At 68.9% G+C, this 13,423-nt stretch carries 13 protein-coding genes and 1 pseudogene; 9 read left to right on the top strand and 5 right to left on the bottom strand.

Going from position 1 to position 13,423, the window contains the following annotated elements; all coding sequences use genetic code 11:
- The first annotated feature begins 118 nt into the window (after positions 1-118).
- The 3 genes from ACWCO2_RS23195 (at position 119) to ACWCO2_RS23185 (ending at position 1,363) form a co-directional block, all read left to right on the top strand.
- A complete protein-coding gene (locus ACWCO2_RS23195) occupies positions 119-349 on the top strand; it encodes a LapA family protein (protein WP_450129846.1) in 231 nt (76 codons plus the stop codon).
- A 136-nt stretch (positions 350-485) separates the two neighbouring features.
- A complete protein-coding gene (locus ACWCO2_RS23190; RefSeq protein WP_450129845.1) occupies positions 486-770 on the top strand; it encodes a DUF1540 domain-containing protein in 285 nt (94 codons plus the stop codon).
- 41 nt (positions 771-811) lie between these two features.
- Complete coding sequence (locus tag ACWCO2_RS23185) at positions 812-1,363, top strand: hypothetical protein (protein WP_450129844.1); 552 nt, start codon at positions 812-814, stop codon at positions 1,361-1,363.
- Between the two features lie 2 nt (positions 1,364-1,365).
- Here ACWCO2_RS23185 and ACWCO2_RS23180 read toward each other — a convergent pair whose 3' ends face one another.
- Positions 1,366-1,833 carry a PPOX class F420-dependent oxidoreductase gene (locus ACWCO2_RS23180; protein WP_450129843.1) on the bottom strand — a complete coding sequence of 156 codons (468 nt, stop codon included), beginning with the start codon at positions 1,831-1,833 and terminating at the stop codon, positions 1,366-1,368.
- 176 nt (positions 1,834-2,009) lie between these two features.
- Positions 2,010-3,428 carry an argininosuccinate synthase gene (argG, locus tag ACWCO2_RS23175; RefSeq protein ID WP_450129842.1) on the bottom strand — a complete coding sequence of 473 codons (1,419 nt, stop codon included), beginning with the start codon at positions 3,426-3,428 and terminating at the stop codon, positions 2,010-2,012.
- Positions 3,429-3,599: 171 nt separating this feature from the next.
- Between argG and ACWCO2_RS23170 the strand changes: the two genes are divergently transcribed.
- A complete protein-coding gene (locus ACWCO2_RS23170) occupies positions 3,600-5,141 on the top strand; it encodes a UDP-N-acetylmuramoyl-L-alanyl-D-glutamate--2,6-diaminopimelate ligase (protein ID WP_450129841.1) in 1,542 nt (513 codons plus the stop codon).
- Positions 5,142-5,259: 118 nt separating this feature from the next.
- On the opposite strand, the gene ACWCO2_RS23165 is transcribed toward ACWCO2_RS23170, so the two are convergent.
- Complete coding sequence (locus ACWCO2_RS23165) at positions 5,260-5,412, bottom strand: hypothetical protein (RefSeq protein WP_450129840.1); 153 nt, start codon at positions 5,410-5,412, stop codon at positions 5,260-5,262.
- Between the two features lie 350 nt (positions 5,413-5,762).
- Here ACWCO2_RS23165 and ACWCO2_RS23160 point away from each other — a divergent pair, with 350 nt between their 5' ends.
- The 3 genes from ACWCO2_RS23160 (at position 5,763) to ACWCO2_RS23150 (ending at position 10,038) form a co-directional block, all read left to right on the top strand.
- On the top strand, positions 5,763-6,806 hold the full coding sequence (locus ACWCO2_RS23160) for an NAD(P)/FAD-dependent oxidoreductase (RefSeq protein ID WP_450129839.1): 1,044 nt from the start codon (positions 5,763-5,765) through the stop codon (positions 6,804-6,806).
- A gap of 83 nt (positions 6,807-6,889) precedes the next feature.
- The gene (locus ACWCO2_RS23155) at positions 6,890-8,260 is read left to right on the top strand and encodes a sugar porter family MFS transporter (RefSeq protein WP_450129838.1); all 1,371 of its coding nucleotides are present in this window, start codon (positions 6,890-6,892) and stop codon (positions 8,258-8,260) included.
- An 8-nt stretch (positions 8,261-8,268) separates the two neighbouring features.
- The gene (locus ACWCO2_RS23150) at positions 8,269-10,038 is read left to right on the top strand and encodes a hypothetical protein (RefSeq protein WP_450129837.1); all 1,770 of its coding nucleotides are present in this window, start codon (positions 8,269-8,271) and stop codon (positions 10,036-10,038) included.
- Here the strand turns inward: ACWCO2_RS23150 and ACWCO2_RS23145 are convergent, their stop codons facing one another.
- A complete protein-coding gene (locus ACWCO2_RS23145) occupies positions 10,039-10,269 on the bottom strand; it encodes a hypothetical protein (RefSeq protein ID WP_450129836.1) in 231 nt (76 codons plus the stop codon).
- Between the two features lie 152 nt (positions 10,270-10,421).
- Between ACWCO2_RS23145 and ACWCO2_RS23140 the strand changes: the two genes are divergently transcribed.
- Positions 10,422-12,077, top strand: a complete 1,656-nt coding sequence (locus ACWCO2_RS23140; RefSeq protein WP_450129910.1) for a bifunctional metallophosphatase/5'-nucleotidase — start codon at positions 10,422-10,424, stop codon at positions 12,075-12,077.
- Here the strand turns inward: ACWCO2_RS23140 and ACWCO2_RS23135 are convergent.
- Positions 12,061-12,900, bottom strand: a complete 840-nt coding sequence (locus tag ACWCO2_RS23135) for an ion transporter (RefSeq protein ID WP_450129835.1) — start codon at positions 12,898-12,900, stop codon at positions 12,061-12,063. The genes ACWCO2_RS23140 and ACWCO2_RS23135 overlap by 17 nt on opposite strands.
- A gap of 331 nt (positions 12,901-13,231) precedes the next feature.
- Here ACWCO2_RS23135 and ACWCO2_RS23130 point away from each other — a divergent pair.
- Positions 13,232-13,423, top strand: a pseudogene (locus tag ACWCO2_RS23130) (hypothetical protein); the annotation flags it as partial.

Raw genomic sequence — 13,423 nt, 5'->3', positions numbered from 1 at the left:
ACTGGTCACTGCGTTGTCACCGGGACGAAAGTCCTCAATCACGAGCCGGGCCGTTGTCCTCTGGAACCGTGCCGCAGCGCTGCGCACGCTGGTGGCGACGGACGGCGATGGAGTGTGCGTGGTGAAGCGACAGGGAACGACGGTGGAGCCGACGGGCCAGCGCTGGGGGGCGGCTGCGACCGCACTTGTGCTGGTCGCGCTAGGGGTGGTGCTCGCGGTGGAGAACCGCGGGCTCGTCGAGATCCGGCTTCTGGTCCCGGTGGTGACCCTGCCGCTGTGGACCGCTTTGGCCGTGCTGCTGGTCATCGGCGTCGTCATCGGGCTGCTGGTCGGCCGCCTTCGGAAGTGACGCGCCTGCTACGTGCGGAAGTCGCGGCTATTACGCCCGATACCGCCGGAGAACCCCATCAGGTGAGCTGCCTGGTGAGCAGCGCCAGCGAGCGGGACGGTGGTTGCGCCACACCGTCCGACTCGAAGGGGAAACCATGGAGATGCCGCTGGTGAACAACTGCACCGCGACCGAATGCGCGTTCAACGACGAGGAGAACTGCCACGCACTGGCGATCACGATCGGCGAACCGCGGCACGCGCAGTGCGACACCTACGTCACGACTTCGGTCGTTGGGGGAGATCCGAACGCGGTCGCGCACGTCGGCGCCTGCAAGATGCAGGACTGCCGCTACAACTCCCACCTCGAATGCCAAGCCCCCGGGATCTCGGTGGGCCACGCGCAGGAGATCGTCGACTGCCTGACCTACCAACCGGCCTGACCCACCCAACGCCAGGCCGCAGCGATTCCCGGGACGGTTCGGTGAACGCCCCATCGGACCCCGGTGGGGTGCCGAACAAGGTGCCGCACGCGGTACCGGTGCTGAAGGGCGAGTTCGTCAACCGGACGGACGAGTTGAACCAGGTTTGCGAGCTGCTCGACCCGACCGCTGATTCGGTGCGGATCGCTCTTCAACCAGGAATAAGCGAGGCCCTGCAACGCCTTACGGGTGCGCTTCCCCGTCTCCGGCAGTGGCGCGAGGATCGGATCGACGCGTTGATCGCCGAGCACGAGCTGTCCGGCGAGCCGATTTTCATCGCGGGCGCGGTGTGGAACCAGGGTGAGTTCCATTCCCGGTTCGACCAGGTCGTCCTGCTCAGCGCGTCTTTGCCGGTCATGCTCGAACGCATCGCCAACCGTGACACGGACTCCTTCGGCAAGAGCGCTGAGGAACGCGATCGGATCATCGCGGACACGACTGACGTCGAGCCGCTGCTGCGGTCCTCGGCCACACTGGAGATCAACACCGAGAAACCGCTGGCCGAAGTGGTGGACCAGCTGGCAGCGCTCGCCGGTCCACCGCCGCGCCGCTGACCTCAGCCCTCGTTGGCGAGATGGGCTGGGAAGCCTCCGGTGGCGATCGGGCTCCAGCGTTCGGGGGTGACTCGGATCAGGGACTTGCCCTGCTTGCGCATCGCTTCGCGGTACTCGTCCCAGTCCGGGTGTTCACCGGCGATGGTGCGGAAGTACTCGACCAGCGGTTCCACCGAGTCAGGTGTGTCGATCACCTCGGCAGAGCCGTCGATCTGGACCCACGCGCCGTTCCAGTCGTCGGACAGCACGATCACGCTCACCCGTGGGTCGCGCTTGGCGTTGCGGGTCTTCGCGCGTTCCGGGTAGGTGGACATCACCAGGCGACCCGAGTCGTCCACGCCGCAGGTCAGGGGTGAGCCCTGCGGGCGGCCGTCGGCCCGGGTGGTCAGCAGGATCGCGCGGTGGCGCGGTCGGACGAAGTCCAGCAGCCCGGCGAGGTCCACCTTCGTGTTGGTGGCGATCTGAGGCATCGTGCAACCTTCCTCGAGCGCATCCGGCGGTACGCGTCCATCCTGCCGCGCACCGCCGGATGCGGCCGAACCGGATCAGCCGCCAACGGCGGCGAGCTCGGACCACGCCTCCTGGAATGCCGAAAGGCCGCCGCGGGGGAGATGCCCTCGCGGCGGCCTTTCGAGCTGGGCTCGGGTCAGTCCGTGCCGAACTCCATCGCGGCGCGGTCCAGGGAACCGGCTTCGGTTTCGACCTCCGCGCCGACCGAGGCGATCGCCTCGGCGCCGCCGGACTGCAGGGTGCCGACCAGTTCGGTGTGGGCCGGGCCGACCAGGCCGAGCTGGGCGTAGGTCTCCAGCTTGGCGCGGGAGTCGGCGATGTCCAGGTTCCGCATGGTCAGCTGGCCGATGCGGTCGACCGGGCCGAAGGCGGCGTTCTCGGTGCGCTCCATGGACAGCTTGTCCGGGTGGTAGGAGAACGCCGGGCCGGTGGTGTCCAGGATCGAGTAGTCCTCGCCGCGGCGCAGCCGCAGGGTGACCTCACCGGTGACCGCCGAGCCGACCCACCGCTGCAGCGACTCCCGCAGCATCAGCGACTGCGGGTCCAGCCAGCGGCCCTCGTACATCAGGCGGCCCAGCTTGCGGCCCTCGTTGTGGTAGTTGGCGACGGTGTCCTCGTTGTGGATGGCGTTGACCAGCCGCTCGTAGGCGATGAACAGCAGGGCCATGCCCGGCGCCTCGTAGATGCCGCGGCTCTTGGCCTCGATGATGCGGTTCTCGATCTGGTCGCTCATGCCCAGGCCGTGCCGGCCGCCGATCGCGTTGGCCTCGTGCACCAGGTCGACGGGGGAGGTGAACTCCTTGCCGTTGATCGCGACCGGGCGGCCCTGCGCGAAGGCGATCGTGACGTCCTCGGTGGGGATCTCGACCGACTCGTCCCAGAACCGCACGCCCATGATCGGGTCGACGATCTCGACTCCGGTGTTGAGGTGCTCGAGCTCCTTGGCCTCGTGGGTGGCGCCCCAGATGTTGGCGTCGGTGGAGTAGGCCTTCTCCGCGCTGTCGCGGTAGGGCAGGCCGTGTTCCTGCAGCCACTCCGACATCTCCTGGCGGCCGCCGAGTTCGCTGACGAAGTCGGTGTCCAGCCACGGCTTGTAGATCCGCAGGCGCGGGTTGGCCAGCAGGCCGTAGCGGTAGAACCGCTCGATGTCGTTGCCCTTGAAGGTGGAGCCGTCGCCCCAGATCTCCACGCCGTCCTCGAGCATCGCGCGCACCAGCAGGGTGGCGGTCACGGCGCGGCCCAGCGGGGTGGTGTTGAAGTAGGTGCGACCGCCCGATCGGATGTGGAACGCGCCGCAGGTCAGCGCGGCCAGGCCTTCCTCGACCAGCGCCTCCCGGCAGTCCACCAGGCGGGAGTGCTCGGCGCCGTAGGACTTGGCGCGACCGGGGATGGAGGCGATGTCGGTCTCGTCGTACTGCCCGATGTCGGCGGTGTAGGTGTAGGGGATCGCGCCCTTATCGCGCATCCACGCAACCGCGACGGAGGTGTCGAGACCTCCGGAGAAGGCGACGCCGACCCGCTGGCCGACCGGGAGACTCGTCAGAACCTTGGACATGGGTTAAGACTATGCGATGGACTGCATGATTATGAAATCGGGGGTCGCACAACGCTATGACCAGGGAGAACGCGCGGACTCTCGGGTGTGATCCGGCGGGTTGGGCCATGCTGGGCCTCTCGGTCCGGCTGCGGAAGCGTGGTGGTTCCCGTCGCTGGGTATGTCCGATTGGTGTCGGCAGCCGTCGTCGCCGGGGGGACGTTCGCGGTGATCGTGGAATGCGACTGTCAGCGCGCAATCAGCCTGTCCGCAGCAGTGCGGGGCTTGCCGGATGCCGAGCTGCGAGGCGAAGCGCGGATCCTGGACGTCAGCACCAATAGCAGGCAGGTGCGACCAGGTGGGCTGTTCTGCGCAGTGCCGGGAACGCAGCGGGACGGGCATGGCTTCGCCGCTGATGCGGTGGCCGCCGGGGCTGGTGCGTTGCTGGTGGAGCGGTTCGTCGACCTGCCGGTGCCCCAGGTGCGCGTGCCCGCGGTGCGGCCTGCGGTGGGGCCGGTCGCCGCGGAAGTGCACGGCCATCCCGCCGATGAGCTCGCGGTTGCCGCCGTGACCGGGACCAACGGCAAGACCACCACGGTGCACCTGGTCGAAGCCGCTCTGGCGGCCGGTGGCGTGCGCGCCGGCTTGAGCTCCACGGTCGAGGCCCGCTGGCCGGGGTGGCGGAGCCCGGCGGCGCTGACCACGCCGGATGCCGCGGAGCTGCAGCGGATGCTGTGCCGCATGCGCTCGGCAGGGGTGCGGGCGGCGGTCGTGGAGGTGTCCTCGCACGCGATCGACCAGCACCGCATCGACCCGGTGCGGGCCGAGGTCGCGGTGTTCACCAACCTGAGCCCGGAGCACCTCGACTACCACGGCACGGTCGAGCAGTACTTCGCGGCCAAAGCCGCGTTGTTCACGCCGAGCCGCTGCCGCCGGGCCGTGATCAACGTTGACGACTGGTGGGGGCGGCGGCTGGCCGCCCAGACCGAGGTGCCGACCGTGACCGTCGGGCGCAGTCCGCGTGCGGACGTGCGGGTCGAGGAGGTCGGTTCGACGTCCGACGGACTGCGCGTGGTCTTCCACGAGGGCGATGATCAGGTGGCGTTGACCGTGCCCCCGTCGATCGGTGGGCGGCATGCCGCTGGCCTGGCCGCGGCCTACGCAGCAGCCCGTTCGCTGGGGGTGTCCAAGTCGGCTGCGGTGCACGGGCTGACCGCTGCGCTGCCGCCCGGTCGTTTCCAGCGCGTAGACGTCGGTCAGCCGTTCCTGGCCGTGGTCGACTTCGCGCACACGCCGACCGCGGTGGCCGATCTGATCGCGGCCGCGCGCCGGACGAGCGGGGGACGGGTGCACCTCGTCGTTGGTTGCGCCGGGAACCGCGACCGGTTTAGCCGCCCGGACGTGGGCCGCGCCGCGCTGGCCGCCGACACCGCGGTCTTCACCACCGACGACCCGGGCGAGGAGGACCCGGCGGAGATCACCGCGCAGGTGTTGACCGGGACGATCGGGGTCAGCGGTGGGGAGTTCGTGGTGGAGCACGATCGTCGGGCGGCGATCGCCACTGCTGTTGGCCGGGCTGGGCGGGGGGACGTCGTGCTCGTCGCGGGCCGCGGACACGAGCGTTACCAAGCGGTCGACGGCGGTCGGCGCCCGTTCGACGACGTCGAAGTCGTCACCGCAGTCTTGGCCGATGCCGGCTGGGCGGGCCAGGAGCGGGGCCGAACATGCGGGTAGCTCCCGCGCGAAACGCGAGAGCTATCCGGGTTGCGGATCACCTCATCTGGGCTGCGCGAAGTGATCCGGTTGATGGTCTGTCCTTAGACAGGTTGTTGAGGTTCGAGGATCTGGTGGGTTACCAGCGGCCCCGGTGGCCCCAGCCACCCCAGCCGCCCCAGCGGCCCCAGCCGCCCCAGCGGCCCCAGCCGCCCCAGCCCCAGCCCCAACCCCAACCCCAGCCGCCACCCCAGTGGCCGCTCAGGTTGCTGAAGACTGTGCTGACTTTCATCTTCATCCCTCATCGATCCTGGACGAGTCCAGTGTCATCGGATTCCGTCGAAAACGATGCGCTGCGTAGGAGTTCGCAGCACCAGCAGACCTCCCCGGTGGTGACTGGTGGAGAAATGCGTTAACGGTGTTCCTCTTATCCAGCTACCTGGATGCGCTAGTTGCGTGCGCACTAACCACGATAGTCCCACGAGATGGTTGTACAGGAGAGACTTTTGCCCCGAATGCATTGCGTAGCAACTGGTTGCGCTACGCACACAGCGTTCGTCCACTGGGGACCTCGACGTCGGACCGAGATCGAGAGTTTGCGGTTTTCGCAAAGAGGTTTGCGGGTTTTGCCGACGAGTCCGCATGGTGGTCGCGGAGGTGGTCAAGGTGACTGATCAGTTGGCGAACGGCTACGACGTGGTGGTGGTCGGCGGTGGCGCCGCCGGGCTGAGCGGAGCGCTGATGCTGGCCCGAGCGCGGCGCTCAGTGGCGGTGATCGACGCGGGCTCCCCGCGCAACGCGCCCGCGGAAGGCGCGCATGGGTTGCTGGGGCACGACGGGATCCGGCCGACCGAGCTGCTCGAGCGAGGACGGGCGGAAGTGCGCGGATACGGCGGCGACGTGGTGTCCGGTGAAGTCCGCTCGGTGAACCGTGACGGCGACGGGTTCTCGGTGGCGCTGACCGACGGGCACGCGACACGTGCTCGGCGCCTGCTGGTGACCACCGGGCTGGTCGACGAGCTGCCGGACGTGCCGGGCCTGCGCGACAGGTGGGGGCGGGACGTGCTGCACTGCCCGTACTGCCACGGCTGGGAGGTACGCGACGGGGCCATCGGTGTACTGGCCAGCGGACCGATGTCGGTGCACCAGGCGCTGCTGTTCCGCCAGTGGAGCAGCGACGTCGTGTTCTTCGCCCACACCGCCGCGCCGCTGAGCGAAGAGGACGCCGAGAAGCTGGCCGCTCGCGGCATCCGGGTGGTGCGGGGTGAGGTCGCCAGACTGGAGATCGCCGAGGACCGCATCACCGGAGTGCGGCTAGTCGACGGAACCGCGGTCGCGCGCGAGGCGCTGGCGGTGGCGACCCGGATGGTCGCGCGCGCCGGGTTCCTGGCGGAACTCGGGCTGCGGCCGGAAGAGCACCCCAGCGGAACAGGGGAGCACATCCCGGCCAATGCCACCGGGCGCACTGAGGTCCCCGGCGTGTGGGTGGCGGGCAACGTCACCGACCTCACCGCGCAGGTCGGCAACGCCGCTGCGGCGGGTGCGGCCGCGGCAGGGCAGATCAACGCCGACCTCGTCGCCGAGGAAGTCGACCAGGCGGTCGCCGCTCGGCGCGGCCCGTTCTCGGCGGAGTCCGAAGCGCAGGTCTGCGAGCTGGTGGCCGGAAACCGTCGGCACGGCCTGTGAGCGGGAGGCATTGCCGGGCCGTCGGCGGGGTATGTTCAGCGGGATGAGCGCCGTTGGGGGAGGCGCTCGTTCGGGGGTGCTCGATGGGAACGCCTGCTGCGCGGCCGGGGGCTACCACGCGGCGCGTCTACGCGCTGGGCTCGTTGGCAGCGATCCTGTTCGGCTACGACAACGGGATCATCTCGGCCGCGATCCTGTTCATCCCGCACGAGCTGCCGTTGACGCCGCTGCTCAAGGGCACCGTGGTCAGCGCGACGGTCGTCGGCGCGATGGTGGGCGCGGTCGGTAGCGGGCCCGCGGCCGACCGGCAGGGCCGGCAACGGGTGCTGCTCGCGGCCGGGGTCGTGTTCACGGTGGGAGCGCTCGGCGCAGGGCTGGCCACCTCGGTCACCGCGCTGGTGCTGTTCCGGTTCGTCATCGGGTTGGGGATCGGCATCGCGTCGGTGGTCGTCCCGCTCTACCTGGCCGAGATGGCGCCCGCGGGGGCTCGCGGCGCGGTCACCTCGCTGAACCAGTACATGATCATCGTGGGGACCGCGCTGGCCGCGGCCACCGGATACGCCTTGGCCTTCGCGGGCTCCTGGCGGTGGATGATCCTCATCGGCGTGGTCCCCGCGGTGGTGCTGGTCCTGGGGCTGCTCGCGGCTCCGGACACGCCGCGCTCCCTGGTCCGGCGCGGACGTCCTGAGCAGGGGCGTGCGCTGCTGGTCGGGCTGCGCGGCGACCCGGTGGCCGCCGACCGCGAGCTCGCCGAGATCACCGCTCTTGAACGCCAGCAGCGCGACGCCGAGCTGGGTGCCCGGATGTCCGCGGGCTGGGTGCGGCGGTTGCTGCTGCTCGGCGCTCTGCTGGCGGTGTTCCAGCAGATCACCGGGATCAACACGATCGTCTACTACGCGCCCAGCGTGCTCACCGGGTTCGGGGTCTCCGAGGTCACCGCGCTGCTGTTCACCTTCCTGAACGGGCTGCTGAACATCGTGACGATCGCGCTCGTGGTGCGCGCCAAGGTCGTGGACCGGCGAGGTCGAAAGCCTGTGCTGCTGGCCGGTTTGGTCGGCATGTCGTCAAGCCTGTTCGCGGTGGGGCTGGCCGCGCTGCTGCTGCCGCCCGAGTCGCCGGTGCTGTTCGGGATCGCGGTGGCGGCCTTCGTGGTGTTCACCAACACCTTCTCGGCCACCTGGGGGCCGGTGCTGTGGGTGATGCTGGCCGAGATCTTCCCGCTGGCCATCCGCGGCACCGCGATGGCGCTGGCCACGCTGTTCAACTGGCTGACCGACTTCTTCGTCTCGCTGACCTTCCCCACGTTCACCGCGCTGGTCGGGGCGGGCGTGGTGTTCCTCGCCTACGCCGTGGCCGGGGTGCTCATCTTCCCGATCGTCTGGTGGGCGGTGCCGGAAACCAAGCAGCGCAGCCTGGAATCGCTGGAGCAGCAGTTCCGCGAGAGGGGCCGCTGATGTGGGCGATGAACCGGCGCCAGTTCGGCAAGCTCGCCCTCGCCGGTGCGGGAGTGGTCCTGTTCGGGGATGGGCCGCGTGCCGCCGAGGTCCGGGCAGCCGAACCGGTCGGCGGTTTCTTCGTGACCATGTTCACCGACTACGCGGCCACGATCAGCACCGACAGCACCGGCGACCTGTGGCCGACGTGCTGGGCCGACGACGACTTCGTCTACACGGCCAACGGCGACGGCCAGGGTTTCGGCGACCAGCCGATGGCCCCCATCGTCGCGAACCGGATCGCCGGGACCCCGGAAACCGGACTGCGCGGCGAACGGCTCGCCGCGGGGGAGGCGATCGCCAAGGCGCACGCCGATTCCAAGCTGTACAACCCGAAACCCACCGGGATCGTCGCCGTGGACGGCAACGGCGACGGCCGCGACGAGCTGTACCTGGCCGTGCAGGACCTGCGCTACGCACCGGCTGCGGCGGCGTTCGACGACGCTCCGAACGCCAGCATCGTCAAGTCCGAGGACTACGGGCGCACCTGGCAGCAGCCGGCCGAACCGATGTTCACCGACCACGTGTTCACCACGATCATGTTCCTGGACTTCGGCCGCAGTCAGGAGCACGCGCGCGAGCTCGGCCCGCAGGACGCCGGGTACGTCTACGCCTACGGCCTCGACCACAACTGGCGCGACTCCTACAGCGGCGCGGTGCCGTCCCCGACCAGCCTTTACCTGGCGAGGGTGCCGCGCAACAGCATCCAGCAACGCGAAACCTGGCGGTTCTACGCGGGAAACGGGGCGAACGGTCCGCAGTGGACGGACCGGATCGAGGACAAGGTACCGGTGCTCACCGACGAACGGCGGCTCTACACCGATCTGCTGGTGTCCGGCCGCCGCGACCTCAGCGTGCTGTCGCAGGGCGGCGTGCTCTACAACGCCCCGCTGCGGCGGTTCCTCTACACCTCGTGGACCGAGTACACCTTCGAGTTCTACGAGGCGCCGACGCCGTGGGGGCCGTGGCAGCTGTTCATGTCCAAGGACTTCGGTGCCCAGCCATGGTTCGGCCGTCCCGGCCGGATCCGGTTCGACCCGGTGCCGGGTGGTCACGACGTCCCGAAGCCGGAAGCGGGGGAACCGCAGCCCGCGTGCTCCGGGCCGAAGAACGGCGGCTACGCCTGCACCGTCCCGGCCAAGTTCGTCTCGTCCGACGGAACGCGGATGTGGTTGCAGTCCAACTGGTTCCTGGGCGTGGCGTGCGGTCTGCCGAACTACACCTTCTCGCTGCGGCAGTTCCAGGTCTTCCCGCGCCAGCTGGGCGATCCGCCGGTCAACCCGCCCGATCCGCGCCGCAACCTCGCTCGCGGCGCGGACGTCTTCCCGATCGAGAAGACCGCCCACTTCGGACGCGGCGACTTCTTCAACAACGGGATCCGGGAGGAGAGCGAGGACAGCTTCGACGGCACCCGCAAGCAGTTCGACTTCTGGGGCTACATCTGGCGCGACCAGTACTGGCTCGACCGCGTCGTCTACACCACCGGCAGCATGTTCTCCGACGGCGGCTGGTTCGCCCGTGACCTGGCCGTGCAGGTGCGCCAGGGGAGCAGCTGGGTGGACGTCAGCGGGCTGCGGACCGCCCCGGCATACCCCTACGACAACACCGCGGGACCGCACGGGACCTACACCCTGACTTTCGATCCGATCGTCGGCGACGGGGTGCGGATCACCGGGGTGCCGGGTGGCTCAGCGTTCTTCACCTCGATCGGCGAGCTGGAGGTCTACTTCGGCGGATGATCAGTTCGGGTTCTTGCGCCCCACGAGGTGGAAGACGCGGCTGATCCGGCGGTAGGGGTCGCGTCGGCTGGCTTCGAGCTCGACCTTGGCCGTCGCCTGGGGAGCGGGCAAGTGCTCCAGGAGCTGCTGGTGCATCACGTAGGTGCGCACGCGCCCCTTCACCGTGCCGTAAGCTCCATCGGCGAACTGGTCGGCCAATCCGGCCCAATTGTCCTCGCCCGCGGGGCCCACGGTACTGGCGGAAGAACCAGTTCGTGGGACGTATTAACGCAAAGCGCTCGCTTCGGTCGCGCGCAGCGGGCAAGATCTGCTGTCGTTCGCTGGTCGGGATCATGGGGAGGACAGCAGTGAGACCTGGTCGGTTCGGCCGCTGCGCAGCGGCGTTGGGGACGGCGGTGCTGGCCACCGCCGCGCTGTCGGGAACACCGGTGAGCGCGGCACCCGCCACCGTCGACGTCCGGCTGATCGCGTTCAACGATCTGCACGGCAACCTGGACCCGCCCGCGGGTTCGTCGGGACGGGTGACCTTGCCCGACGGCAGCACCGTTGACGCCGGTGGCGCGGCCTACCTGGCCACGCACCTGGCCAAGCTGCGCGGCGAAGTGCGCAACTCGGTGGTGCTCTCCGCCGGCGACAACATCGGCGCCTCGCCGGTGAACTCCGCGCTGTTCCACGACGAGCCGACCATCGACTTCCTCAACGAAATCGGTGTTTCCGCGGCCGTCGTCGGCAACCACGAGTTCGACGAGGGCTACGCCGAGCTGCAGCGCATCCAGGACGGCGGCTGCCATCCCGAGGACGGCTGCCAGTTCCGCGACTCCTACGACGGCGCGGACTTCCCGTACCTGGGCGCGAACGTCACCTTCGACGATGGCCGGCCCGCGCTGATGCCGTTCAGCGTCCAGCGCGTCCAGGGCATGCCGATCGGCATCATCGGCGTGACGCTGGAAGACCTGCCCGCGATGGTCACCCCGGACGCGGTCAAGGGCCTGAAGTTCGGCGACGAGGTCGAGGCCATCGACCGCACCGCCGACCTGCTGGACCAGCTCGGCGTCAAGACGCAGGCCGTGGTGCTGCACCAGGGCGACAACACCGAGGGCGGTGGACCGGACGACTGCCGCGTGGCACCGGGCCCGGCCTCGGAGATCGCCGCGCACGCCTCGCCGAAGGTCGACGTCATCTTCACCGGCCACAGTCACCAGCAGTACAACTGCGTGATCAACGACCCAGCGGGCAACCCGCGCACTGTGCTGCAGGGCGTGTCATTCGGACGGCTGCTGTCGGTGGCCGACTTGAAGATCGACCGGAGCACCAAGGACGTGGTGCTCCCGGAGACCAAGGCGCACAACCAGATTGTCACCCGCGACGTGCCGCCGGACCCCGCCGCGCAGAAGCTGATCGACGAGTCCACCGAGAAGGCAGCACCGATCGCCAACCGCAAGGTCGGCACGATCACCGGCGACCTGCTCCGCGAAGGCGCCCCGTCCGGTGAATCACCGCTCGGTGACGTGCTCACCGACGCGCAGCTGGCCGCGACTGAGGCCAACGGCGCGCAGATCGCGATGACCAACCCCGGTGGCATCAGGACCGACCTCGTGCACGTCTCCTCGCCGGCTGGTGAGGGTGACGGTGTGGTGACCTACGGCGAGGCTTACGCGGTCCAGCCCTTCGGCAACGTCATGCAGACGATCACCTTGACCGGCGAGCAGCTGAAGAACGTCCTGGAACAGCAGTGGCAGCCGGAAGCCACGCGCATCCTGCAGGTGTCTTCGGCGCTGCACTACACCTACTCGGCGTCGGCACCGGTCGGGTCGAAGGTCTCCGACATCACCATCGCCGGGCAGCCGGTCGACCCGAAGGCCAACTACCGGGTATCGGTGAACAACTTCCTCGCCGCGGGCGGCGACGGGTTCACGGAGTTCACCGGCGGAACCGAGGTGACCGGCGGACCGGTCGACCTCGACGCGCTCGTCGACTACCTGGGCGCGCACCCAGACATCGCCCCGCCGTCGGCCGACCGGATCACCGCGGTGCCGTAGCGTCCTGATTTCGGGGAGGCGTCGTCGATGCTTCCCCGACATCAGCGCGGAGTTCGCGGAGCTCGTCCCGCAGTCCGCGCACCTCGTCGAGCAGCTGCTGGACGGTGTCGCCGTTGTCCTCCCGCTCCTCCGCGCGCTCGTGGCTGACCTGCGCTTCCATCGCCGACACGGCGACCGCGATGAACAGGTTGAGCACGGTGAACGTGGTAATCGCGATGTAGGCGACGAAGAAGATCCAGGCCAGCGGTTCGGCCTCCATGACGCTGCGCGCGACCTCCGACCAGGCTTCCCCGGTCATCACCTGGAACAGGGTGAACAGCGAGCTGCCGAGGTCGCCGAAGTACTCCGGGGAGATACCGCTGAACAGCTTGGTGGCGATCACCGAACCCACGTAGAGGATCAGCGCGAGCAGCGCGGCGATCGAGGCCATGCCCGGCACGGCGGTCAGCAGCGCGCCGACCACGCGCCGCATGTTCGGCACCGCCGAGATCAGGCGCAGCGCGCGCAGGATGCGCAGGGCTCGTAGGACGCCGAAGTTCCCGGTGCTGGGCAGCAGCGAGATGCTGACGATGGCGAAGTCGAAGCAGTTCCACGGGTCGCGGAAGAACCGCGAGCCGCGGGCGTAGAGCCGGGCGGCGAGTTCGACGGTGAACACCGCGAGCGCGATCCGGTCCACCGCGTGCAGCAGCCAGCCGTAGCTGTCCACCAGTGCTGGTGAGGTCTCGCATCCGAGGGTGATGGCGTTGACGAGGATGATCGCGATGATCACCCGCTGGAACGCCGGTGCGTCGACCAGCATGCGGACGCGTTCACGCGTGTTCACCGAAACTCCTGGTAAGGCTTGTTATCGACGTAGGACTTGATCAACTTAGCGGCTCGGGGCCGACGAGCATGGCACCCGATGTCCGAAGCGTCGTCCGGCACGCAGTGCGGGGAATCGGACGTTGACCGACCGAACGTGTGATGGGGACCAACTTCCCCCGACTGCGGGACGATCTCCACCGGCTATACTGCGTGTCCCTTTTCTCCATTTCAGTTCGAGGAGTGACGGCTTCAGTGCCTGCGGCACATTCCCCCGACGGGGGTAGTACCGAGCCGGGTTGTTGTCCCGGCGTTTCTGATCTTGCGCGCGGCTGCCCGCGGGGTGGCCGGTGATTGAAATCTTGATGGCCGTTCTCGGCCTTGCATTCGTGGGTGTGCTCACCATTGGCACGGGTCTGGCGGTGGCTGCCGAGTTCTCGTTGACCTCGTTGGAGCGCAGCACTGTTGATGCCCACGTCAATGCGGTGGGTGACAAGCGCGCGAAGGCCGTGCAGCGGGCGCACCGGACGTTGTCGTTCCAGCTC

Source organism: Saccharopolyspora sp. NPDC002376 (genome assembly GCF_053593195.1).
The sequence above is the reverse complement of the archived record's forward strand: the minus strand, read 5'-3'. Positions and strand labels throughout refer to the sequence as shown.